This is a genomic window from Flavobacterium sp. 11 (genome assembly GCF_002754315.1).
GTDB lineage: Bacteria > Bacteroidota > Bacteroidia > Flavobacteriales > Flavobacteriaceae > Flavobacterium > Flavobacterium algoritolerans.
The window spans coordinates 3,277,068-3,302,335 of record NZ_PEFE01000001.1 but is presented as its reverse complement, the minus strand read 5'-3'; the positions used below and the strand labels follow the sequence as shown (position 1 = coordinate 3,302,335).

General features: G+C 32.5%; 17 protein-coding genes. 3 read left to right on the top strand and 14 right to left on the bottom strand.

Annotation, left to right across the window (positions count from 1 at the left end; genetic code table 11):
• Positions 1-92: 92 nt before the first annotated feature.
• The 13 genes from CLV00_RS14290 to CLV00_RS14230 all read right to left on the bottom strand — a co-directional run bounded on the left by CLV00_RS14290 (position 93) and on the right by CLV00_RS14230 (position 12,012).
• The gene (locus CLV00_RS14290; RefSeq protein ID WP_099715813.1) at positions 93-992 is read right to left on the bottom strand and encodes a hypothetical protein; all 900 of its coding nucleotides are present in this window, start codon (positions 990-992) and stop codon (positions 93-95) included.
• 197 nt (positions 993-1,189) lie between these two features.
• Positions 1,190-1,951: a tryptophan synthase subunit alpha gene (trpA, locus tag CLV00_RS14285; RefSeq protein WP_099715812.1), complete on the bottom strand. Its 762-nt coding sequence runs from the start codon at positions 1,949-1,951 to the stop codon at positions 1,190-1,192.
• A 66-nt stretch (positions 1,952-2,017) separates the two neighbouring features.
• Positions 2,018-2,335, bottom strand: a complete 318-nt coding sequence (locus CLV00_RS14280; protein ID WP_099715811.1) for a gamma-glutamylcyclotransferase family protein — start codon at positions 2,333-2,335, stop codon at positions 2,018-2,020.
• 141 nt (positions 2,336-2,476) lie between these two features.
• Positions 2,477-3,658: a tryptophan synthase subunit beta gene (gene trpB / locus CLV00_RS14275; protein ID WP_099715810.1), complete on the bottom strand. Its 1,182-nt coding sequence runs from the start codon at positions 3,656-3,658 to the stop codon at positions 2,477-2,479.
• Positions 3,659-3,662: 4 nt separating this feature from the next.
• Positions 3,663-4,322, bottom strand: coding sequence for a phosphoribosylanthranilate isomerase (locus tag CLV00_RS14270; protein WP_099715809.1), 660 nt, complete (start codon positions 4,320-4,322; stop codon positions 3,663-3,665).
• Positions 4,323-4,324: 2 nt separating this feature from the next.
• On the bottom strand, positions 4,325-5,104 hold the full coding sequence (gene trpC, locus CLV00_RS14265; RefSeq protein WP_099715808.1) for an indole-3-glycerol phosphate synthase TrpC: 780 nt from the start codon (positions 5,102-5,104) through the stop codon (positions 4,325-4,327).
• An 87-nt stretch (positions 5,105-5,191) separates the two neighbouring features.
• Entirely contained in the window at positions 5,192-6,184 is a 993-nt protein-coding gene (gene trpD / locus CLV00_RS14260; RefSeq protein ID WP_099715807.1) for an anthranilate phosphoribosyltransferase, read from the bottom strand.
• Between the two features lie 74 nt (positions 6,185-6,258).
• A complete protein-coding gene (locus CLV00_RS14255) occupies positions 6,259-6,825 on the bottom strand; it encodes an aminodeoxychorismate/anthranilate synthase component II (protein WP_099715806.1) in 567 nt (188 codons plus the stop codon).
• A 22-nt stretch (positions 6,826-6,847) separates the two neighbouring features.
• Complete coding sequence (locus tag CLV00_RS14250; RefSeq protein WP_099715805.1) at positions 6,848-8,248, bottom strand: anthranilate synthase component I family protein; 1,401 nt, start codon at positions 8,246-8,248, stop codon at positions 6,848-6,850.
• A gap of 403 nt (positions 8,249-8,651) precedes the next feature.
• Positions 8,652-9,929: a hypothetical protein gene (locus CLV00_RS14245; RefSeq protein WP_099715804.1), complete on the bottom strand. Its 1,278-nt coding sequence runs from the start codon at positions 9,927-9,929 to the stop codon at positions 8,652-8,654.
• Positions 9,930-10,300: 371 nt separating this feature from the next.
• The gene (locus CLV00_RS14240; RefSeq protein ID WP_099715803.1) at positions 10,301-10,870 is read right to left on the bottom strand and encodes a YceI family protein; all 570 of its coding nucleotides are present in this window, start codon (positions 10,868-10,870) and stop codon (positions 10,301-10,303) included.
• Positions 10,871-10,911: 41 nt separating this feature from the next.
• Entirely contained in the window at positions 10,912-11,544 is a 633-nt protein-coding gene (locus CLV00_RS14235) for an NAD(P)H-dependent oxidoreductase (RefSeq protein WP_099715802.1), read from the bottom strand.
• Between the two features lie 12 nt (positions 11,545-11,556).
• Positions 11,557-12,012 carry a MarR family winged helix-turn-helix transcriptional regulator gene (locus CLV00_RS14230; protein ID WP_099715801.1) on the bottom strand — a complete coding sequence of 152 codons (456 nt, stop codon included), beginning with the start codon at positions 12,010-12,012 and terminating at the stop codon, positions 11,557-11,559.
• 401 nt (positions 12,013-12,413) lie between these two features.
• Between CLV00_RS14230 and CLV00_RS14225 the strand changes: the two genes are divergently transcribed.
• From CLV00_RS14225 to CLV00_RS14215, 3 genes are all read left to right on the top strand, one after another.
• Positions 12,414-18,431: a PAS domain S-box protein gene (locus CLV00_RS14225; RefSeq protein WP_158234605.1), complete on the top strand. Its 6,018-nt coding sequence runs from the start codon at positions 12,414-12,416 to the stop codon at positions 18,429-18,431.
• Between the two features lie 480 nt (positions 18,432-18,911).
• Positions 18,912-22,229: a chemotaxis protein CheB gene (locus tag CLV00_RS14220; RefSeq protein WP_099715799.1), complete on the top strand. Its 3,318-nt coding sequence runs from the start codon at positions 18,912-18,914 to the stop codon at positions 22,227-22,229.
• A gap of 67 nt (positions 22,230-22,296) precedes the next feature.
• Positions 22,297-24,441 (top strand): PAS domain-containing hybrid sensor histidine kinase/response regulator, encoded by a 2,145-nt coding sequence (locus CLV00_RS14215; protein WP_099715798.1) that lies wholly within the window; start codon positions 22,297-22,299, stop codon positions 24,439-24,441.
• 6 nt (positions 24,442-24,447) lie between these two features.
• On the opposite strand, the gene CLV00_RS14210 is transcribed toward CLV00_RS14215, so the two are convergent.
• Positions 24,448-25,179, bottom strand: coding sequence for a TIGR00730 family Rossman fold protein (locus CLV00_RS14210; RefSeq protein WP_099715797.1), 732 nt, complete (start codon positions 25,177-25,179; stop codon positions 24,448-24,450).
• Between the last annotated feature and the right edge of the window lie 89 nt (positions 25,180-25,268).

Sequence of the window (25,268 nt, the reverse complement as noted above, 5' to 3'; positions counted from 1 at the left end):
AAATTTATTTTTCAGAAGAACACTTTGCGAAGCGGGGGGCATTGTTCGTGCTGCGCACGCAACGAATCTCTAACTGTTAGCAGATGTTTTTTCTATTTATTTATGGTTCTATATTTTTCGAATATTTGATGGTAAAAAACTCTCGTTATTCTTTTTTCATTTAATGTAGTTTCATTTTCTATAAATTGATATTTGGATATTTTATCTTTAAAAATATATTCAAATACACAACAATATAAGTCTAAAATAATTAGAAGATCTACTGCGGTTTCCATTGAATATTGAAGTGACCTCAAAATAATTTGCCCTTCTCCATTTTCGTCCACATAAAAAAATCTTTCTATTTGGCTTTTATCAATATGAGTTTTTGAACTTAATAATCCATAAAACTTTCCTGAATATGGATAAAAGTCTTTTAATGAACTAATACATTTAGTTGGTGAAATAAATTCTTCAAAATTGTCTTTTCCTGAAATGTTATATGCAAATGCAATTTGTTCTAACATTTGTCTTATTAATGAATATGTTTCAAAATAAAAACCTTGTTTTATTAGATTTCTTGAAGCGTCAAAACTACTTATTAATCGTTTAAAAATTAACCCACAAAATGATATTGATTCTGAATCATCTACAAAATTATATTTTAAAAGTTTTCGAGACATTTTTTCAAATGTCTGCTTTTGAAATTTTAAAATTTCATTAATTAAAGAATCATACTTATAATTAATATTATCTTTTGAATTTGAAAATCTTATTTTTTCATTTTTTTCAAAGTCTTTAAAATAAGTCTTCAAGGTATTATCAACTGATACATTTCCATATTGAATTGTTGTCAAAGCTGCTTTTAAGTATTTTTCTTGTTCAATTGAAAAATTTACTGGAACAATAATTGGAATTCCATAATTCCAGATTGTTTTAGTTTCTCCGAAGTCAACAGAAAATCTATCTTGGTTAATATTCATTTGCGTATTTTTTTCTAAAATATCTGCCAACTAGTCTATAGGTCTGACATTTTTCGACCTGTCACCCCAAGTATAGAGAAATAAATTTGATAAAGATAAGTCTTATTAGTTGCGCTAATATATAAAAATAATCTTATAAATTACTAAACTTATAATTGTTTAAACCACAAAAAAACGACGTTTAAATGAACTTTAAACGCCGTTTGATTTTATATAAAAGAAGTTGTTTATCGAATCGCTTTTACAAATTCTTCAATTTTCCCAGTTCCATTTTCGGTTAAATGCGTAATGAAAGCACTACCTATAATCGCGCCTTTGGCAAATTGTGTAGCTTGATTGAAGGTTTCAGCATTGTTGATTCCAAAACCAATTACTTGAGGATTTTTTAGATTCATTGCGGCAATGCGTTTGAAATAGTCTTCTTGAACGCTTCCAAAACCAGTTTGTGATCCTGTAACACTCGCGGAACTTACCATATAGATAAATCCATCAGATACGCTGTCAATAAAACGAATACGCTCGTCAGAAGTTTGTGGCGTAATCAAGAATATATTTTTCAAGCCATATTTTTCGAAAGTGGCTTTGTATTCATCGGCATATACATCAACCGGAAGATCAGGAATGATTAATCCATCAATGCCAATCTCGGCACATTTCTGGCAGAAATTCTCTATTCCGTATTGCAACATTGGGTTGAAATATCCCATAATGACTAAAGGAATAGCAACCGTTTTGCGAATGTCTTTTAATTGGTCAAACAAAACTTGTGTGGTCATTCCGTTATGCAACGCTTGGGTTGAACTGGCTTGAATCGTTGGTCCATCAGCCAATGGATCGCTGAACGGCAATCCAATTTCTATCATATCAATACCGCTTTTTTCTAAATCCTGAATGATTTGTACGGTATCATTTAAGTTAGGATATCCCGCAGAGAAATAGATGGAAAGTATCTTTTTGTCTTCTTGTAATTTTTGATTTATTCTGTTCATTGTTTTATTTTTTGTCCTGCAAGGTTTTCAAGACCTTGTAGGTGTATGTTTTTATATTTACAATTATTAATTTTCCAGATAAATCCATGCAACTATTCCAGATTTCAATGTTATTTGAACCCTTTTATACGCATTAGATTCGAATTGATCTGCTTTAGTTAGATCTTCACTGGAAACAGTAAAAACAATACCATTTATTTCATCCGAAGGATTTTCGCTTGGTGTTGCTACAAAATAATCTGCCATTCCAAATTCTTCTTCTATTTTTAGATCTTTTAGTTTATAGCCTTTGAGTTGGTCTAGTGTTCCAGTCAATAGCTTGTTAAAAACCTGCATTTGAATTTCTTTAGATTGTAATGTTCCGTAAGAGAATATATTTTCCATAATATTATTTTTTCTCGTTATTTATTTGCGTTAGGCATAGTAACGGCATCCTTTTTTGTGGTTTTTTCTACCACAAAAAAGATATAGTGTACAGCCCGACCCGACTTTTTTTGGGAGGGTAACGCCCAAATTATTCTTCTGTTATAATTTAAAATAATCGATATAGGTATTCAAATCTTTGTCACCGCGACCGGAAAGATTGATGACTACAATATCCTCTGGTTTGAATTTCATTTCGTCCAGAACGGCAAAGGCGTGCGCACTTTCGATAGCGGGAATAAGTCCTTCCATTTTAGATAATTTTAATCCCCATTGCATGGCTTGTTCATCAGTAATCGAGATGAATTGCGCTCTTCCAGTGGCATATAAATTAGCGTGCATAGGGCCAACTCCAGGATAATCCAGTCCTGCCGAGATAGAATACGGCTCGGTTATTTGACCATCTGTAGTTTGCATCAACAGGGTTTTACTACCGTGAATGACACCCACTTTTCCTAAGGCAGAAGTTGCGGCACTTTCGCCAGAGTCAACTCCTAATCCCGCTGCTTCGACTGCAATTATATTCACGTCTTTTTCATCCAAAAAATGATAATAAGCTCCGGCTGCATTGCTACCACCACCTACGCAAGCAATCACATAATCAGGGTTTTCACGACCTTCTTTTTCCAGTAATTGTTCTTTAATTTCCTTAGAAATAACACTTTGGAAACGCGCCACCATATCCGGATAAGGATGCGGACCAACTACAGAACCGATGATGTAATAGGTATCAACGGGATTGTTGATCCAGTCGCGAATGGCTTCGTTTGTGGCATCTTTTAAGGTCTTTGAACCTGACATTGCCGGACGAACTTCGGCACCTAACATTTTCATGCGGGCTACATTTGGCGCTTGACGTTTGATGTCGATTTCACCCATATACACAATGCATTCCAGTCCCATTAACGCACAAACGGTTGCTGTAGCAACGCCATGTTGACCCGCACCGGTTTCGGCAATGATTCGTTTTTTACCCAAGCGTTTGGCTAATAAAATTTGCCCAATCGTGTTGTTGACTTTGTGCGCACCAGTGTGGCATAAATCTTCTCTTTTTAAGTAGATTTTGGTGTTGTATTGTTCTGATAGACGTTTTGCAAAATAAAGAGGTGTTGGGCGACCTACATAATCTTTTAGCAACGCATCAAACTCAGCTTGAAATTCTGGTTCGGCCGTTATTTTTAAATACTGTTGACGTAATTCTTCCACATTTGGATATAACATTTCAGGAATGTAGGCGCCTCCAAATTCTCCGTAATAGCCTTTTTCGTTAACGTTGTATGACATAATTTTATTTTTTTATTTTGTTATCTGTAGAGATGCACATTGTAGAGACGCACTGCAGTGCGTCTCTACATAATTCTATGTTTTTTAATCCTGGTTCTATTTCAAATTTACTGTTTACATCAATGGCATAAAGGGGTAAATTTGTTTTCAAAATTTCATTCACCGCTTCCATTTCCTCCATTCCGATTCCTCCACTCAAGAAAAACGGTTTGCTCGACGGGTACTTTTCTAATACTTTCCAGTCAAATGTGGTTCCGTTTCCGCCTGGTAATTTTCCTTTGGTATCAAAAAGGAAATAATCACAAACGGCTTCAAACGGTTTGAGTACTTCAAAATCAAAAGCGTCATCAACAGAGAATACTTTGATAATTTCAATCTGGACTTGTTTCAGATTCTCTCTCAAATCCAAACAAAATTCAACCGATTCCTGTCCGTGTAATTGAACGGCTTGCAAATCGTATTTTACTATTTTTTCAAGAATTTCTTCTTGTGTTGCATTTACAAAAACGCCTACTTTTTTAATTGATTTTGGTAAATCTGGAATCACACCATCAAAATATCGAGACGATTTCTCCCAGAAAATAAATCCCATATAATCGGGTAGGAGCGCGCCCACTTCGAGAATATTATCGGGATATTTCATACCGCAGATCTTGAGTTTCATCTTTATAATTTTGATATAAATTCCGTTGCTGCTTTACCGGCATTATCCGTTTTCATAAAGTTTTCTCCAATTAAAAATCCTTTATAACCAAAAGGTTTTAATTCGTTAATAGCTTCTATGGATGAAATTCCGCTTTCAGAAACTTTTACAAAATCATCTGGAATTTGTGCTGCCAATTGCTTGCTGAAATCCAAACTCACTTCGAATGTTTTTAGGTTTCTATTGTTCACACCAATCATGTCTAATGTGGGCATAATCGATTTTTCCAGTTCTTCCTGATTGTGCACTTCCAGTAAAACTTCGAGGCCTAAATTTTTGGCAAATTCAGATAATGATTTGATTTCTTCTCTCGTTAAAACCGCTGCAATTAGTAAAATTAAATCGGCTCCATGGGCTTTTGCTTCTAATATTTGGTATTCATCGACAATGAATTCCTTTCTCAATAATGGAATGTTTACAGTGGCTCTTGCCAAAAGCAAGTCGTCTAATGAACCACCAAAATATTTTCCATCTGTCAAAACCGAAATTCCACAAGCACCAGCATTTTCATATCCTTTAGTAACTTCTTCTACCGTAAAGCTGTAATTGATTTCTGCTTTAGAAGGCGAACGGCGTTTGTGTTCCGCAATAATTCCTGATGTGCTGTTTCTTAAATTATCACTCAAAGAAATAGTCTTTTTCTCAAAGAAAACAGAAGCTTCCAATTGTGAAACCGGAATGATTGATTTCTTGAGAATCACTTCTCTTTTTTTGTCAACTATGATTTTGTCTAAAATATTCATTTATTTTTTTGTTTCAAGTTTTCTTTGTTTCAAGTTTAAAGTTGTTCGAAATTCCAACAACTTTAAGCCTTGAACTTTAAACTATTTTTATTTACTTAAATCTTTCAATTTGTTCAAAGCTACAAGTCCTTTTCCGGATAATAAACTTTCTTTCGCTATTTGAAATCCTTCTAAAGGAGAACATTTTGTAACGGTAGCAATTGCCATTGCAGCATTGGCACAAACCACATTATTCTGGGCTTCATTTCCTTTTCCTGAAATAATGTCGGTAAACATTTGAGCCGATTCTTCGATGGTTGTTCCTCCTTCGATTTCGCTTTGCAGCAAAAGACGAACACCAAAATCTTCCGGATGAAGCATTCCTTCCATGGAACTGGTAATTGTTTTTGTAGGACCCGTCAAGGAAACTTCGTCATAACCGTCAAGCGAATGTAGGATAGTGAAATTAGTATTTGTGTTTTGATACAAATACGCATACATTCTGGCCAGTTCTAAGTTGAAAACACCAACCAACTGATTTTGTGGAAATGATGGATTTACCATTGGTCCCAACATATTGAAAAAGGTTTTTACTGCCAATTCTTTTCTAATTGGTCCCACATTTTTCATAGCGGGGTGAAATAATGGCGCGTGTAAAACACAAATTCCTGCTTTGTCCATGCATTTTTCCAAGAAATCAGTATCATTACTGAACTTGATTCCTAGTTTCTCCATTACATTACTTGATCCAGAAATTGAAGATACTCCGTAATTTCCGTGTTTAGCTACTTTTATTCCAGCTCCGGCAGCTACAAATGAAGCCAAAGTTGAGATATTGAAAGTATCTTTTCCATCACCACCGGTTCCGCACAAATCAATAGTATTGTAAGCTGATAAATCAACTCGGATGCACAATTCTAACAAGGCTTCACGAAAACCCGAAAGTTCATCTATGCTTATGCTGCGCATCATATAAACGGTCAGAAAAGAAGCAATTTGGCTCGTGTTGTAACTCCCGTTTGATATATTAACCAATACCTCTTTTGCTTCTGCCGCCGAAAGCATTTCGTGATTGATTAATCTGTTTAATATATTTTTCATTTTTATAATATGTCTTAAAGTTTAAAGTTGAAGGTCTTAAAAGTCTTTCGACATTATGACATTTGACTTTATGACTAATTTTTCACCCAATTTTCTAATATCTTTTTCCCGTTTGGAGTTAACACACTTTCAGGATGAAATTGTACACCGCGCACATCATACGTTTTGTGGCGTAACGACATTACCTGTCCGTTTTCGTCGAATGAAGTCGCTTCAAGAACATCTGGTAAATTGGTGTCTACCACCCAAGAATGGTAACGACCTACTTCAAACTCACTTCCTAACCCTTCGAATAAAAGCTCATCATTTACTGCTGTTTTTACATTGGTGGCAACACCATGATATACTTTATCTAAGTTTGAAAGCGTTCCTCCATATACTTCGCCTATAGCTTGTTGTCCCAGACATACTCCAAAAATACTTTTGGTAGGCCCATATTTTCGGATTACCTCTTTCAGTAATCCTGCTTCATCCGGAATTCCAGGTCCCGGAGAAAGAAGAATTTTGTCGAAGATTGCTATTTCGTCAATGTCAAATTCATCGTTTCTGTAAACGGTTACTTCGCAATCTAAATCTTCAAGATAATGCACCAAATTATAAGTGAAACTATCGTAATTGTCTATGACTAGTATTTTTTTCATGTTCTTTATCTTTAGTATTTTTCTAAATTGTTTCCGCTAAATCTAAAGCTGCATTCAAAGCTCTTAACTTATTGTATACTTCCTGCATTTCGCTTTCTTCATCGGAACTGGCAACAATCCCGGCTCCCGCTTGAGAATGCAATTGGTGATTTTTACTCAGAAAAGTTCGAATCATAATGGCGTGATTAAAATTACCTTCAAAATCCATAAAACCGATAGCACCACCATAGAAATTCCTATTGGTTTTTTCATACTCTTCAATCAGTTGCATTGCTCTGTGTTTTGGCGCACCGCTCAATGTTCCCGCTGGAAAAGTATCGGCTACAACCTGCATTGTAGAGGCTTTTTCATGTAAATGTCCGGTAACTTTTGAAACCAAGTGAATTACGTGCGAGAAAAACTGTACTTCTCGATATTTCTCCACATTGACATTATGACCGTTTCTACTCAAATCATTTCGGGCTAAATCTACTAACATCACGTGCTCACTGTTTTCTTTTTTATCCTCAGATAATTGCTTGGCAAGAATGGCGTCTTTTTCATCATCACCCGTTCGTTTGAAAGTCCCTGCAATAGGATGAATTTCGGCTTTACGGTTTTTGACAATAATTTGGGCTTCGGGTGAAGAACCAAATATTTTAAAATCCCCGTAATCAAAAAAGAATAGGTAAGGAGATGGATTGATGCTTCTCAACGCTCTGTACACATTAAACTCATCGCCTTTGAAGCCTTGGGTAAACCTTCTGGATAAAACCAATTGGAACACATCACCTCTAAAGCAATGCTTTTTGGCCAAAGCCACATTATGTTTGAATTCTTCGTCAGTTAGATTCGAAAAACCTTCACCTTCTTTAAAGAATTTATAAGAAGCAATATTTCGGGATTGTAATAATTGTTCGATTTCTGAAATGTTATTTTTTCCATCCAAACTGTGACAGAAAATATACGCTTGATTTTTGAAATGATTGATGGCAATTATATTTTGGTACACAGCATAATACACATCGGGAATGGTATTGCTATTTTCTTTTTTGGCAATAGACACTTTTTCGAAATAACGAACGGCATCATATGAAATATATCCAAAAAGTCCATTATTGATGAATTTGAAATCGTTTTTCTCGGATTTAAATTGACCTGAAAATTCTTGAATTACTGCTGGAATATCAGTAGTAGAATCAATTGTAATTTTTTCAAAACTGCCGTCGGGAAAAGTCTTATGAATGGTTTCGTTTTCTATTTTTATGGAAGCAATCGGGTTGCAACAGATGTATGAAAAACTGTTGTCATTTCCATGATAATCACTACTTTCCAGTAATAAACTATTGGGAAATTTATCACGAATTTTGAGATATACACTCACAGGAGTAATAGTATCTGCAAGGATTTGTTTGTAATTTGTATTTAGTAAGTATGGTTTCAAAATATAATTTTTTAATATTATTGGATAGCGAATAAATGAAGCATAAAAAAAAGGCTTGTCGTGATGACAAGCCTTTTATATTTATAGTTTAATAATACTATAGGAAGCTTTGTTCACGACGACTGACGTAAATTGTTCCACCACCAAGTATTGTTTAAAATTGTTTTCATGTTTTATTTTGTTGCAACAAATGTAGAAATGAATTTCGATTATTCAAAAATATAACGCGTTAAAAAACTTAAAAATTAAAGATTTTTTGTTAAATAAATTTATAGGTTGTAATTTATGAAAAATCAAATGCCAAAAAAATCATATTAAGCTTATTGAAAAAAGGGATGCTTCATCTCAGGATTATTGAAATTATGATAATTTGACCATTCAAAAATTGATTGCACGTTAGACTTTAATTATCACTGACTAGTATGGGTTCTGCTTTTGTTCTAAAATCAAACGTTTTTTTAGGATTGGACTCTTTAAATAGTGCCAAATGACTTGTTTTAGAATATTCAATAGAAAAGGATTTATTGCTGTACCAATTTTTTATTTCGGCATCATAAGCAGGTATTTCGCTCTGAATCCCTCCATCGCAATTATTAATTAGTACAGTTTGTAAATTAATTTTAGACAAATTAGCTGAGAGATTAGCTATTTTACCTTCTAATAAAATACAGCTTTTAAATCCTGAAACGACACTGTTATTTAAACTAAAATAACTTTTATCTTTAATGTAAATAGCTTCCCGAACCAAGCCTTGATTGTTTTCTTCTAAATTTGCCAAAGTAATATTTGTAGCAGTTATTTTGGTTAGTTTTTTACTTATATCTGTGTTTTCAATTTTATCAAAAGAGTCTATTTCAATACATCTGGAACCAGAAATATCGGATGAATACGGATAACGAATTGCGAGACTATTGCTAATATTGCATTGTGCGCCTTGTGTAAAATCAAAATCATCGTCAGTTGCCCTAAATGAAATGATATTATCAAAATTTACATCTCCGCCATAACATTCATAAGAATCATCATTCGAATAACTGATTTGAATAAAATTAAATTTAGTTTTTCGACCAACACCTGCTAAGGACAACCCATTAAGCTCTTTGAGAGCATTGAGTTTTCTTCCTGAGAATTCGATGCGTACATATTTTAATATACCGGAATTGCTGTCCTGATTTTGTCCACCGTAATGATTTACCATTGGATCTAAATTAAATTCCAAAAATCCGACTCCGCCAATTCTATTTATTGGAGCTTCTCCCATTATAATAATGCCGCCCCAATCTCCTGGTTTTCTGGCTGAAATTTCTCTATTAGAAGTAAAAACAATGGGATCTGTTTGTTCACCTTCGGCCATTATTTTTGAACCTTTAGATATAACCAGTGTACCGCATGTTTCTACATCACCACGTATAACAGTTCCGGGCTCAATGGTTAATACAGCATTGTTTGTTATGTATACAACCCCAATTAATCGGTAAGTATTTTTTTTATACAGTGTTAGGTCACTATCAATAATGCCGGTCAAAATGTTTGTAGTCTCTGGATATTCTGCGGCAGTAGGTCTAAAATTAGTCCAGTTTCCCATCCAATTGGCGTCCCCGATAATCCCTTTTATTTGTTGGGCATTTATAGTTATGCCATTTAGCAAGCAGATTATAGAAATAAGTAATGTTCTTTTCATAATTAAATTTTATCAATGAAATATTGAAGGATATTTGTTTATTGGGATTTACATTATGTTTTTTGGTGAACAAAAACATAGTATTCATTATAAAGTTGCATCTTTTATTTTTCAAAAATAGGCAGTACGTGTTAACTGAATAATCATTGAATATTAACGATATGTTACTATAGAATCTATTATGTAATTTTGATATCACTGCTAAATCAAGAGTTAAAATCTAAAATTCTATTATTTCTAAACCAAATTCATTCTGTTTTTTAGGTTAGATTTTTAAATAAAAAAAGCCCTTGTTTTACACAAGGGCTTGATTTTAATTAAACCCCAACAATTGCTTGTTAGGGTTTTAAGATATTTTTTCTGAGATGAAATTAGAATTTCAAGTCTACAGCTAAATTGAAATCATCATTGATTGCTTTGTCTCCTAAGCTGTCAAAGAAACTTCCAGAACCATATTTAATATCGTATTTTGTTCTGTCAATTTTTACATTAGTTGTAGCTGTATTAGCAGTTGTAGTTAAATCAAAAGTAACTGGTTTAGTTATTCCTTTAATTGTTAAATCTCCAGTTACAGTGTATGCATTAGGGGCTTTAGTAACTAATTTTTTGAAAACTAAAGTTGCTGTTGCAAATTTGTCAGTTCCAAAAAAGTCATCAGCTTTCAAGTGACCTTCTAGTTTTTCTTTACCTTGACCTGCTTTTAAGTCAGTAACTACAATTGAATTCATGTCTACATTGAATGTACCACCAACTAATTTTTTTCCTTTGAAAACTAATGCACCATCTTTAAGATTGATTGTACCTTCATGTTGTCCAGTTACTTTTTTCCCAGTCCAGTTGATAGAACTTTTTGTAGCATCAACTTTTTTAGTTTGTGCTGTTACTGATAAAGTAGATAAAACTACTACTAATGCCAATGCGATTGTTTTTAAATTTTTCATGTGTTTGAATTTGAATTTAGATTAATATTTGAATTAGTTATTTATAATGTAATGAATAAGTCTTCGTTTGATTTTCTGACTTTTTTATAATGTTGTGTAGCGTCTTCATCATGTCTGTACCCTAGAGTTGCGATTAGAGTTGCGTTCAATCCTAACTTGTCAAGCCCTAGTATTTCATTAACCTGAGCAGGCACAAAACCTTCCATTGGAGTAGCATCAATCTTAAGTTCTGCTGCTATATTCAATAGATTTCCCAAAGCTAAATAAGTTTGTTTTGCTGTCCAAATATTTTTTTCTTCCTCTGTAAGAGAAATGATTTTAGACTTCATAAAGTCACCATAACCTGCTAATGCTTCAATTGGAGTATTTCTGGTAAGGCTTATGTTTTTAATATACTCATCTATAGCTACCTCATCAAGTTTAGTTTCATTTGCAAAAATGATCAAGTGTGATGCTTCTACAATTTGAGATTGTCCCCATGCCGCCGGTTGAAGATTTGCTCTTAATTCTGGATTTTCAACGATAATAACTTTATACGGTTGTAATCCATAAGATGAAGAACTCAAACGAATGGCTTCTTTTAAAGTATTTAAATCTTCTGTAGTTATTTTTTTTGTTGCATCAAATTTCTTTGTTGCATATCTCCAATTTTGATTTTCTAGGAAAGTACTCATAATGTGTTTTATTTATTGATTTCTATATTTTTCTAATAATTGATTTAATTGATCTATTTCTTCAGCATTTAAGTTTTTTGAAAAAAACTCTTCGTGTGCAATTACTTTTGGATCTAATTCTTTTAAAACATCCAGTCCTTTTTGTGTAATCAGAACTTCTATTTTTCGTCTGTTTTCTGGGCAGACTTTTCGAGTTACAAAATCTTTCAGCAGTAATTTATCTACTAATCGAGTTGTGTTACTCGTCTTGGCCAACATTCGTTCTTGAATTACGCACATGTTTGCCGGGTTTCCTTTTTGGCCTCTTAATATGCGCAAAACATTATATTGTTCTCCGGATAGGTCATAAGGCTTTAATAATTCATTAAAATTATCTGTTATCACGTTTTGCGTATACAGAACGTTCAGAATAATTTTTTTCGAATTATCCATAGGTACAGTTGATTTTATTATTTCCTCAATTTTCATATTTGTATATATGTAATTTGTTGGTACAAATGTAACACATTTTTTATTTGTATATACAAATGTGAGTTATTTTTTTGTTAAATAAATTTTACGAGATGTTTAAGAACTGTTTTTGGGCAAAAAATAAAAATCAGTTTCTTGATTCGGAATAAATAGTCACCAAAAATTAAGCCGAAATTTACTTGTGTCTAATCTTTTTAGAGGTAATATTTATTTTAATTTTTTCAGTAATGATTTTGAAACAATTAGATTTTTTAAATAATCATGGAAAAATAAAATTGAAAGTATAATTTATATTAAAACAATAGTACTGAATGCATTTGAGTGATTTTTTAAAAGCAAAGCCTTTTTGTTTATAATTAAAATTTGTTATATTTAACACTTATTTGAAATTAATGAGTATGAATAAAGATAAACTTTCCTATGACGATTTACTCAATAAAATTCAATACCAAGAGTCAGAAATAAATCGCTTACTAAAAAAAGAAAAATCCAATAGTAATTTTGATTTCTACCTGAAAGGATCTCAGGATTTAGTCTGTATTGCTGGTTTTGATGGTTTCTTTAAAGAGATTAATCCCGCTTTTATAAAAATATTAGGATATTCTGAGGAAGAGTTACTGACTAATCCTATCTTAACATTTATTCATCCGGATGATATTGAGAAAACAAATCAGGAAGTCGTATTGTTATCTCAATCGCAATCATCGGTTAATTTTGAAAACCGATACGTAAACAAAAACATGGATGTTGTAACCATACAATGGACAATTACGGTATCTCCTACACAAGAATTTGTTTATGGAATAGGTAGAGATATTTCGGAAATAAAAAAAAATCAAGAGCATTTAATTACGAATGAAAAATTATTAAATGAAGCCCAAAAAATTGCCAAGATGGGGAGTTGGGAATTTAATTTAATAACTAAAAAAATGATTTGGTCTAAGGAATTGTATTCGATCTATGAAATTGAAATGAAACCTGACCAAAATTTGTTTCAAGAATTTTTAAATCTTTTTTCTAAAGAAGATGTGGCATTTTTTCTAAATAAAATTGATCAATCCATTACAGATAAAAAGCAATTTGAAGTAGAACAAAGTGTCATTTTATCAAATAATAGAAAAAAATGGATATATGCTATTGTAATTCCATTGATTGACAATAATGGAAATGTTTTTGCATTAAGAGGAAATACGCAAGATATCACTCTAAAAAAACAAATTGAGGAATCTATAAAAGATCAAGAAGCCGCAGTAATAGATTATAAGTTGCAATTGATTGAAGAAGAAAGTAATGCTAAATTTAAGAATTATATAGAAAATGCTCCTGATGGAGTTTTTGTAATTGATGGACAGAGAAATTATATAGAAGTCAATGAAGCGGCAGTTCAGTTAACCGGTTATTCCGAAGAGGAGCTTTTAAAAATGAAATTTGGAGATTTATCTTTAAATGACCAAGTTGAGCAAACAATTTATAAATTCCAATTGCTCCAAACGACAGGAATTATTAAAGGAGAAATAAAAATTCGTCATAAGAGCGGAGAAGCGATATGGTGTTTTGTTGATGCAGTAAAACTTTCTGAAAACAGATTTCTTGGATTTGTTAAAAATATAACTGAAAAGAAAAATTCAGAAGAAAAAATTGCACAAAATGAAAGACGTTTTAGAGCCTTATTAGAAAACAATCAGGATATTGTGTCATTAGTGGACGAAAAGTTAAATGTTCTTTTTCGAAGCGAATCAGCAAAGAGAATTACCGGTTGGTCTCATGATGAGTTTCAAATAACATCAGCAATCGATTTTGTTCATCCGGACCATATAGAAAATGTACATAGATTTATGGAGCAAGCTATTGCTACTCCAGGTGTTCCTTTTCCTATTTCACTTCAGGTAAAGCATAAAAAGGGACATTATATTTGGATGGAAGGGTTTGTTAATAATTTGTTGCATGATCCTGAAGTAGGAGGCATTGTAACAAATATGCGAGACGTTACTGAGACTAAAAAGGCACAAGAACTACTTAAATCCGAAAGAGATAAGTTTTCTAAAATCGCTGAAACCTCGCCTGGATTAATCTATTCCATGCGTCAAAATAAAGATGGTAGCTTATGTTACCCTTATGCCAGTAATGCTGTTGAGGAAATATTTGGTTTTGGTTTTGAAGAGATTGAGAATGATGCAGATAAAATTTTTAAACTCATTCATCCGGAGGATATAGATTTTGTCATGAAAAGTATTGTCATAACTAAATCAAAATTAATTCCGCTCAAAAGCGAATACCGTTATTTTCATCCAAAAAAAGGAATGGTTTGGCATGAAGTAAATTCTTTGCCCGTGATTGAGCCGGAAGGAACAGTAATTTGCCATGGAATTATTACAGATGTTACCGAAAGAATTTTGGCAGAACAGAAAATTATTAAAGCCAATCGACTTTATTTATTTATCAGTCAGATAAACCAGATGATTGTTCGCACTACTGATCAAGAAACCTTGTTTAGAGAAGCATGTACTATTGCTGTTGATTTAGGAAAGTTTAGAATGGCATGGATAGGATTAATAGACGAAAGTACTCATAATGTATTACCAGCTATGATTGCAGGAGATGATAATGGTTATTTTTCTAAAATTAAAACGATTTCAATAGAGGATAAACCGGAAGGAAGAGGCCCGACAGGTGTAGCAATGAGAGAAGGCAGATCAGTCATTTGTAATGATATAGAAAACGATTCTATAATGCAGCCTTGGAGGAAAGAAGCTTTAATGCGTGGCTTTTTTTCTTCAATGTCAGTTCCAATAAAAAAATTCGGAAAGGTTATAGGTGCTTTTTCTTTTTATGCAAATGAAAAAAACTTTTTTGACGAAGAGGAAATTGCTTTATTGGAGGAAGCTACCGGTGATGTGGCTTTTGCATTAGAAATTTTTGAAAAAGAAGCTTTGCGCAAAAAAGCGGAGGAGGATATATTTGAAAGTGAGCAAAGATATCACACACTTACAGAAGTTTCTCCCGTAGGAATCTTTCGTACGGACGCAACAGGTTATACTACGTATGTTAATCCATACTGGAGCCAAATTTCCGGATTATCATTTGAGGAAGCAATAGGGAACGGTTGGTTTAATGCAGTTCATGAAGAAGATAAAAAAACGTTGATTTCGGGATGGGAACGTGCATCAACCAATAAAGAAACATCATTGTCAGAATACCGATTTGTTCGGCCTGACGGTTCAATTGCCTGGGTTATGGGTCAGGCTATTCCTGAAAAGAATACCAGAAATGAAATTGTAGGGTATATTGGTACTATAACCGATATCACGGAACGTAAGGTCGCTGAAGATGCAATTTTGAAAGAGAAACAACTATCGGAAACAATAATCAACAATCTTCCGGGTGTTTTTTATCTTTATGAAGAATCAGGAAGTTTTGTAAAATGGAACAGAAATTTCGAGATAGTTAGTGGCTATACTACAGAAGAAATTGCTCAAATGCAACCAGTTGATTTTTATGACGACGATTTTAAAGAAAAAATAAGAACAAGGATAAAGACTGTATTTGAAAAAAAATCACCAGGAATAGAAGTCGAATTATTTACAAAGAGCAAAAATAAAATTCCGTATTATATTAATTCTCATGCAATTGAGTACAAAGGAAAAAAATGTTTGCTGGGAATGGGATTGGATCTTTCTGAAATAAAAAAGGCAGAAGAAAAAATCAGGATTGCTAATGAACGATTTGAAATGATTTCTGCAGCGACTAATGATGCTGTTTTTGAAGTTAATTTATTGACCGGAGAAAGTTGGAATAATAAGGCATTTATTGACCTTTTAGGTTTTGGGAGCATCGAACCTAATGGGGTTGACAACATGATTTTATGGCGATCTAAACTTCATCCAGATGATAGAGATAGAGTTATTAAAAAATTAGAGGATTATTATTCAGGTTCCACAAATTTATGGTCTGACGAGTTTCGTTTTATGAAAAGTGATGGCAGTTATGGTATATTTTACGATAGAGGATTTATATCCAGAGATGAATATGGAAAAGCAATTCGTTTGAATGGAGCATTAACAGAAATCACAGAATTAAAAAACATCAAAGAGCAATTAGTTAATAGCGAAGAAAAATATAAAAGTCTTATAGAACAAGCCTCAGATGCTATTTTTATTAATGATATTTCAGGGAATTTGCTTGATGTTAACGAAAGTGCCTGTATTATGCTTGGATATACAAAAGAGGAATTGTGTACCAAAAACTTAACAGATTTATATACAGATGAGGAACTTGTAACTAGGCCAATTATGTATAAAGAATTGATAAACGGTGAACAAACGTTGATTGAACGCAATATGCTTCACAAGAATCAATCCTTTATTTCGGTAGAAATTACGGCTAAAATGATTGGTGACGGACGAATAGTTGCTATTGTTAGAGATGTCAGCGAACGTAAAAAAATAGATGATGAGTTTAAGAAAATGCATAAAAAACTGGAAGCTATACTTGGCGCCATTCCAGATTTGTTGTTTGAAGTAGACATGAAAGGTGAAATTTATAATTATCATTCTCGTCGAAATGATTTATTGGCAATGCCGGCCAATCTGTTTTTAGGAAAAAACTTTACAGAAATATTACCTTCTGATGCCGCAAATTTATGTTTGTCAGCTATACTAGAAGCTTCAGAAAAAGGATTTTCTGCAGGAAGACAGTACTCATTACAATTAGAAACTGGTTTGCATTGGTTTGAACTTTCTGTAGCACCTATGCAGGAAAGCATCGATCATGATATCCATTTTATATGTCTTTCTCGAGACATTACTAATGCGAAACAATCGGATTTTGCACTCTTCAAAAGCGAGGAAAGATACCGCGGTTTATTAAATAATCTAGATGCAGGTATTGTGGTTCATGCATCAGATACTTCAATTATTGTGAATAATATAAAAGCTTCAGAATTATTGGGACTAACCGATGATCAGATGAAGGGAATTACGGCCTTTGATCCGACTTGGAATTTTTTGAATGAAGATAACTCTGTAATGCAGTTTGAAAATTACCCTGTAAACCAAATTGTAGCTAACAAACGAGCGATCAAAAATTTCAAACTTGGAGTCTATCGTCCTGTGAATAGTGACATTGTATGGCTTTTAATCAATGGCTTTCCTGATATTGATGCTAATGGTAACATTAATGAAATTGTTATCAGTTTTATTGATATCACAGAGCAAAAATTGATGGAGATGGAACTCATAAATGCCAAAGAACAAGCCGAAGGTGCTAATAAAGCCAAAACGGATTTCCTAGCCAATATGAGCCATGAGATACGAACTCCATTAAACGGTATAATTGGTTTTACTCATTTATTGATGAAGTCAGATTTGAAAAAAAATCAGGCAGAATATATGACTACAGTAAATGAATCAGCAACATCATTGATGGAAATTGTTAATGATGTTTTAGATTTTTCTAAAATTGAATCCGGGAAATTAGAGTTAGATATTGAAGAAGTAAATCTTTTTAAATTGACAAATCAGGTCATCGATTTATTTAAATTTCAAGCAAATCAAAAGAAGATAGATTTAATACTTGATATAGATGCCAAGGTTCCACAGTATATTCTTGCTGATTCAGTACGATTGAAACAAATACTGGTAAATTTATTGAGTAATGCTATAAAGTTTACGAATTTTGGAGAGATAAGATTGGACATTAATGAGATAGATGTTTCAGATAAAAAATGGTCAACTATAAAGTTTTCTGTAAAAGATACCGGAGTAGGAATAAAAACAGATAATAACGAGAAAATATTCAATTCCTTCGTTCAGGAAGATAATTCTACCAATAGAAAATTCGGTGGTACTGGATTGGGTTTGGCTATTTCAAATCAGTTGTTGGCTTTAATGGATAGTAAATTACAATTAATCAGTAAATATGGTGACGGAAGTGATTTCTTCTTTGTTATTAAATTCAAAAAGGCAAACCGAAAAAAAAATGCAGATACATTATTTGCAAGAGCGATTCAAGCGGATGCTATTACACCTTTAAACACTTTGAGCGGTAACAAAGTTTTAATAGTTGAAGATAATAAGATTAATATGCTTTTAGCCAAAACATTGGTCAAAAGAATTATCTCTAATTGTATTATTCTGGAAGCTAAGGATGGTAATGAAGCTGTTGAACTTTATAAAAAAGAGCAGCCAGATGTGATTCTAATGGATATTCAAATGCCAAATAAAAATGGATATGAAGCAACAGACGAAATTAGACAGTTAAAAGATTCTGAAAGTATTCCTATAATTGCAATCACTGCGGGAATAATGGTTGGAGATAAAGAAAAATGTCTTGAAGCCGGAATGAATGATTACTTGCCTAAGCCTATTATTCAATTGGATTTAGAAAAAGTATTATACAAATGGCTGACTAAGAATTAATTCTATTTTTTAAATTTATTAAAAAAAGGTGTTCATTAAAGTTCACCTTTTTTTATGAATTTTAATTTTTTTAGAAGGCTATAAAGTAATACAGTTTTCCTCTTTTTTATGGAATGTTTAGCTATTTAGTTTTGTGTTTATTTGTTAAAAAAATATTTTTTTACTATATTTAACGTCTTTTACCGGTTATTTTAGTTAAATATTTTAATTAACAATAATATAGTCTCAAAACACATTGAAATGTGTAATTTCGATAGGTATTAAAATTTAATTTATTTTAAAAAAGAATAAACAATTGTTAAATTAAAATGATTTCTAAGTTATTTGTATCAAGTTTTCTAATCATTTTTACTTTTGTAAAAGGTGAAATTTAAAAAAATAGTAAACCTGCCGTTCAATAGTAATCAAAGTTAAAAGTATAGTTATTGAAACAAAAATCCGACTCAACTAATAATAAGATAGAGAAATTCTAATTTCGAGATGATAAAAAATAATCAAATCAGCCAAGGGGAAGGCGAAATTCTTGATTTGAAACTAAATTCAAGCTTGTCTATTGCCGATAACAGTGATTTTCCAATAGTTGGTATTGGAGCATCAGCAGGCGGACTTGAGGCATTAGAATTGTTTTTTAAAAATATGCCAAACAACACTGGTTTGGCTTTTGTAATTATTCAACATCTTGATCCTACACATGTTGGAATTATGCCTCAGTTGTTGCAAAGAATGACGCCAATGAAAGTTTTGCAGGCAACGGATTCACTCAAAGTAAAACAAAACACTGTATATGTAATTCCTCCTAATAAAAGTTTATCAATATTAAATGGGAAACTACATTTGTTTGATCCTATAGAATCTCGTGGGTTGCGATTGCCAGTAGATGTTTTTTTCAGGTCATTGGCATTGGACCGTATGGAGAAAAGTATAGGAATCATTCTTTCCGGAATGGGATCTGACGGAAGCTTAGGACTTAAAGCTATCAAAGAAAAAAATGGGATTGTGCTTGTTCAAGATCCAGCCTCGGCAAAATTTAATAGTATGCCAAGCAATGCAATTGATGCCGTTATAGCAGATGTTGTTGCTCCAGTTGAAGAATTACCTGCAAAACTAATTGCTTTACTCAAATACTTTCCTAAAATCAATTCCGATTCAGAAATACTTATTAAAAGTAAAAGTAGCATTGATAAGATTATAATTCTACTGCGGGAACAGTCAGGACATGATTTTTCTATGTATAAAAAAAACACTTTGATGCGCCGCATCGAAAGAAGGAAAGGAGTACATCAAATTGATAAAATACAATCCTACGTTCGTTTTTTACAAGAAAATCCAAAAGAGGTAGAATTACTTTTTAGAGAATTATTAATTGGTGTAACAAGTTTTTTTCGCGATACCGCAGTTTGGGACAAACTTAAAGAAGATATTATTCCAAATCTACTGAAAGAATTACCAAACGGATATACCATTCGGGTTTGGGTTTCGGCTTGTTCCACTGGTGAGGAAGCGTATTCTCTAGCTATTGTTTTTGAGGAAGCTCTGGAAAAAATCAGAAAACAAAAAAATATTAAACTCCAGATTTTTGCGACTGACTTAGATTTAGTTGCCATAGAAAAAGCGAGGAAAGGTATTTTTCCGTCCAGCATAACAAAAGAGATTTCTCCGGAGCGAATCAGTACGTTTTTTAGTGTTGAAAAATCAGGATATCGCGTGAATACATCCATCAGAGAACTGATTGTGTTTGCACCGCATGATATTATTAAAGATCCTCCTTTTACAAAACTAGATATGTTAACTTGCCGTAACATGTTGATATACATGGAACCGCAATTGCAAAATAAATTAATAACGCTATTTAATTATAGTCTTAATCCGGGTGGTATAATGGTACTTGGAACAGCAGAAACGATAAATAGCAGTATAAATGGATTTGAAGTAATTGATTCTAAATTAAAAATTTTTAAACGTACCTCAAAATCTGTGGCGCCCGAATTTACTAACTTTCCAAGCTCCTTTCCACAAACAAAAAGATTAACTACTGATACTATGAAAGAAACTAAGGTTGTTGAAAACATACAAACTCTTACAGACCAAATTTTACTTCAACGTTTTTCACCAGCAAGCGTATTAGTTAATAGTAAAGGAGATATTATTTACATTACCGGAAGAACAGGGAAATACTTAGAGCCTGTTGCCGGTAAAGCCAACTGGAATGTGCATGCCATGGCGCGTGAAGGTTTAATAAATGAATTACCGGGAGCTTTTCGAAAAGCTTTAGAAAGTTTTAGTCCTGTAAAAATTGATAATATCAAAATAGTGGAAGATGGAAAATTTCACTTTGTAAATCTAACGGTTCAACAAATTGAAAGTCCAGAGGCTATTAAAGGAATGATTCTATTGGTTTTTAATGATGTACTTGTAGATTCAGAATCTGAAATAGGTTCTCCAAAACAAAAAAAGCAACATGTTTCCGGAAAACAGAAAGAACTCGAAGCTGAATTGATGCGATGTAATGAGGATTTGAATAGCATTCGCGAAGAGATGCAAACCTCGCAGGAGGAATTGAAATCGACTAATGAAGAGTTACAATCCACTAATGAAGAACTGCAATCTACAAATGAAGAACTAACCACTTCTAAGGAAGAATTACAAAGTTTAAATGAAGAGTTGCAAACGGTTAATACAGAACTTCAAAGTAAATTAATCGATTTTGAACAGGCCAATAATGATATGAAAAACCTGCTCAACAGTACTGAAATTGCCACTCTTTTCTTGGATAAGGAATTGAATATCCGAAGATTTACGGATCCGGTGACCAAAATATTTAAATTAAGACCAACAGATACTGGAAGACCTTTTACAGATTTAGTCTGTGATTTGAACTTTCCTGATATGGTAAGCAATTCTCTTGAAGTGATTAAAACATTGACTTCTGTTCAAAAAGAAGTCGTAACAAAAGATGGTGGAAGGTATTATTATGTAAGGATAATGCCGTATCGTACGCTGGACGATCGTATTGATGGAATCGTAATTACTTTTACTGACATTACAACTGCAAAACTTGCCGAAGAATCTCTAAAGATGGAAAATCAATACCGTCGTTTATTTGAATCAGCCAAAGATGGAATTCTGATTCTTGATTTTGAAACAGGAAAAATAATGGACGTAAATCCGTTTTTGGAAGATATTTTAGAGTATTCGCATGAACAATTAATTGAAAAATCTATCTGGGAAATAGGTTCTTTGAAAGATTTTGTAGCCAATAAAGATAAGTTTTCAGAATTGCAAAAAAAAGAGTTTGTCCGTTATGAAAATTTACCTCTGGAAACAGCTAAGGGAAAAAAAATTAATGTTGAGTTTGTAAGCAATGTGTATCTGGTCAACAATAAAAAAGTGATTCAATGTATTATTCGGGATATTTCGGATCGTGTTTTTGTCCAAGATGCATTGGTCAATACTGAAACCAGATACGAACATCTATTTGAATCGGTTAATGATGGTGTTTTATTTGTTGATGCCGAAACCGGGAAAATAAATGCAATCAATCCTTTTTTAGCAGATTTAACAGGCTTTTCTAAAGAGAATTTTATTGGAAAAGAAATCTGGTCAGTTAATTTTTTTAAAGATAATATCCTAAGCAAAGAAAAATTTATAGAATTAAGTCAGAAAAAAATGTTTAGTTCTCGTTACATGAAAATTGAAACGGCAACTAAGAAAAATATCAATATTGAACTGGTTAGTACGATGTATTTTATTGGTAATCAAAAAAATATTCAAATTTTTATACATGAAATTCTAGTGTAAAAAATGTAATGAGCATATAATTTCCAATTGTAAACAAGAATAAAAGTATTTTTAAAAAGTAGTACTCATGGAAAATATTAGAAATAAATCAGAAGCTCAAATAATCCTGAGACAGAAAGCAGAGGAATTGCAACAACAAAAAGATTCATTAACTGATTCTAAACTTTCAGAAGTGGAAACATTAAAACTGATCCATGAATTAGAAGTTCATCAGATAGAATTGGAGATGCAAAAAGAAGAACTGATTCTTGCGAAAGAAGAAGCCGAAATGGCTATGCAAAAATATACTGAATTGTATGATTTTGCTCCTTCAGGTTATTTTACACTAACAAATTCAGGAAAAATAGCACAACTCAATCTTACCGGTTCCCAATTATTACAAAAAGACAGATCAAAATTAATAAACAGTCAATTTGGTTTTTTCATTTCAGATGATACAAAGCCAATCTTCAATGAATTCTTAAGCAATGTTTTCCATAGCAATAGAAAAGAATGTTGCGAAGTAAAACTGTTTTTAGAGAACAATTTTACTATAAATGTTTACCTCACAGCAGTGCTTTTTGAAAATAGAAATGAAGCTCTAATTACTGCTGTAGATATTACACAACTTAAATTGACAGAATGCGCTCTGAGAGAAAGCGAAAAACGGTACAGAGAATTATTAAACAATCTTGATGTTGGGATTATCTTGCATGATAAAGACAATTCGATAATTTTTTCTAATCCTAAAGCTTCTGAATTGATAGGGTTAGACATAGATCAGATGAATGGGAAACAGATTTTTAATCCTGAGTGGGAATTCATAAAAGTAGATAACAAGCCTTTGACTCAGGAGAATTATCCGGTAAACGAAATTCTGAATACTAAAAAACTTATAAAGAATTTTATAATTGGAATTAAAAAAAACGAGAAGGATTCCATTCAATGGCTTTTGATAAATGGTTTTCCTGTGTTTAATAATTTAGGGGAAATAGCTGAAGTTGTGATCAGTTTTATTGAAATTACGGAGCTAAAAAAATTAGAAATTGAATTGATTAAAGCCAGAGATCAAGCCGAAGCGGCGAATAAGGCAAAATCCAGTTTTTTGACTAATATGAGTCACGAAATTAGGACTCCATTGAACGGAATCATTGGTTTTACGGATTTGCTGATGAAAACAAATCTGGATAAAAATCAGACCGAATATATGAATACGGTTCATGAATCAGCTATAATATTAATTGAGATTATCAATAATATTTTAGATTTTTCAAAAATTGAATCCGGTAAATTAGAATTGAATGTTGAACAGGTTAATCTTTTTGACCTGATTCATCATGTAATCGATATTTTTAAATACCAAGCAGAAATAAACAACATAGATTTAATAGTAAATATTGATGCTACGGTGCCCAATTATGTTTTAGTTGATTCTGTTCGATTGAAACAGATTCTTGTGAATTTAATTGGCAATGCGATGAAATTTACAAAAGAAGGTTCTGTTGCGTTAAATGTTACTGCAGTTTTTTCAGAAAATGAAAATCAATGTCATTTGAAATTTTTGGTTAAGGATACTGGTATTGGAATAAAAGATGAAAATCATGAAAAAATATTCCAATCCTTCATACAGGAAGATAATACAATTACGCGAAAATTTGGAGGAACAGGTTTAGGATTGGCTATTACAAACCAGCTTTTAGCTTTAATGAACAGTAAGTTAGAACTGAATAGTCATTTTGGCGAAGGAAGTGAGTTTTTCTTCACGGTTCAATTAGAAAAATCAAATCATAAAAATGATTCAAAAGATTTTGATGATAGTGTTGAGGTAGGTGAAGAAATTCCTTCAATCAAAAATTTATCAAACAAGAAAATATTAGTTGTCGAGGATAATAAAATCAACATGCTTTTGGTAAAAACATTACTTAAATCAATACTTCCGGGAAGCACAGTATTAGAAGCTTCTGATGGTAAAAAAGCAATTAAATTGTATAAAAAAGAGAAACTGGATTTAATTTTAATGGACATTCAAATGCCACATAAAAATGGTTATGAAACTACTGCCGAAATTAAACAGCTAAAAAAATACAATAATATTCCCATAATTGCCTTAACTGCAGGGATAATGCTGGGTGAAAAGGAAAAGTGTTTAGAATCAGGAATGGATGATTATGTTTCGAAACCCATTATTCGATCCAACTTAGAAAAGGTGCTTTTTAAATGGTTAAAAAATTAAAGTCTTTTATCCAAACCACCGTTGAGGTTTGTACTCCTGTTTTTTTAAACCAAATTTTTTGATAGCATGTTTTTTAAGATGCTCAATCAATTCCTCAACGGAGTCCGTTACAAATAAAAGGCTCATATCCTCAGGACTGATGCTCTCATTTTGTGACATAACTTGAATGTGATGGTACAACTCTTTGTGATATTCAGTATCAAAAATTACTATGGGGAAATTATTAATTATTTTATTTTGAATCAGTGTCAGTGCTTCAAATAATTCGTCGAGCGTCCCTATTCCTCCTGGCATAACAACGAATGCATAGGAATATTTTATTAAAATGACTTTCCTTACAAAAAAGTACGGAATGTAAATCCATTTGTGCAAATAAGGATTTGGTTTTTGTTCAATAGGAAGCACAATATTTGACCCCACAGAATAACCTCCTGCTTCATACGCTCCTTTATTTGCTGCTTCCATAACTCCTGGACCGCCACCTGTCATTACTGTAAATCCTAATTTGGCAATTTCTGCACCAATTTTTTCAGCACTTTTGTAATGTTCTGTTTCCGGACCAAATCTGGCAGAGCCAAAAACCGTAACACAAGGACCAATAAAATGCATTTTTTGAAAAGCTCTAATGAAGTTGTATTGGACTTTGAAAGTAAAAAAAAGATTTTTTAATCGTGTCAAAGGTCCTCTTACAAATAAAGATTCAGATTTTGAAAGTCTATATTGGCGCGGTTTTTCCATAGTGAGCCTAAGTTAGGAAAAATAACAATTAAATTCTGAAAGTATAAAACAAAACTTAGATGACACTTTTTTCGAAAAAAAAATGTGTT

Bases quoted from the DNA above. Each gene is read 5' to 3' on its own strand.
- trpA (WP_099715812.1), bottom strand. From the start codon at position 1,951: ATGAACAGAATAAATCAAAAATTACAAGAAGACAAAAAGATACTTTCC.
- CLV00_RS14280 (WP_099715811.1), bottom strand. From the start codon at position 2,335: ATGGAAAATATATTCTCTTACGGAACATTACAATCTAAAGAAATTCAA.
- trpB (WP_099715810.1), bottom strand. From the start codon at position 3,658: ATGTCATACAACGTTAACGAAAAAGGCTATTACGGAGAATTTGGAGGC.
- CLV00_RS14270 (WP_099715809.1), bottom strand. From the start codon at position 4,322: ATGAAACTCAAGATCTGCGGTATGAAATATCCCGATAATATTCTCGAA.
- trpC (WP_099715808.1), bottom strand. From the start codon at position 5,104: ATGAATATTTTAGACAAAATCATAGTTGACAAAAAAAGAGAAGTGATT.
- trpD (WP_099715807.1), bottom strand. From the start codon at position 6,184: ATGAAAAATATATTAAACAGATTAATCAATCACGAAATGCTTTCGGCG.
- CLV00_RS14255 (WP_099715806.1), bottom strand. From the start codon at position 6,825: ATGAAAAAAATACTAGTCATAGACAATTACGATAGTTTCACTTATAAT.
- CLV00_RS14245 (WP_099715804.1), bottom strand. From the start codon at position 9,929: ATGAAAAGAACATTACTTATTTCTATAATCTGCTTGCTAAATGGCATA.
- CLV00_RS14240 (WP_099715803.1), bottom strand. From the start codon at position 10,870: ATGAAAAATTTAAAAACAATCGCATTGGCATTAGTAGTAGTTTTATCT.
- CLV00_RS14235 (WP_099715802.1), bottom strand. From the start codon at position 11,544: ATGAGTACTTTCCTAGAAAATCAAAATTGGAGATATGCAACAAAGAAA.
- CLV00_RS14230 (WP_099715801.1), bottom strand. From the start codon at position 12,012: ATGAAAATTGAGGAAATAATAAAATCAACTGTACCTATGGATAATTCG.
- CLV00_RS14225 (WP_158234605.1), top strand. From the start codon at position 12,414: ATGAATAAAGATAAACTTTCCTATGACGATTTACTCAATAAAATTCAA.
- CLV00_RS14220 (WP_099715799.1), top strand. From the start codon at position 18,912: ATGATAAAAAATAATCAAATCAGCCAAGGGGAAGGCGAAATTCTTGAT.
- CLV00_RS14215 (WP_099715798.1), top strand. From the start codon at position 22,297: ATGGAAAATATTAGAAATAAATCAGAAGCTCAAATAATCCTGAGACAG.
- CLV00_RS14210 (WP_099715797.1), bottom strand. From the start codon at position 25,179: ATGGAAAAACCGCGCCAATATAGACTTTCAAAATCTGAATCTTTATTT.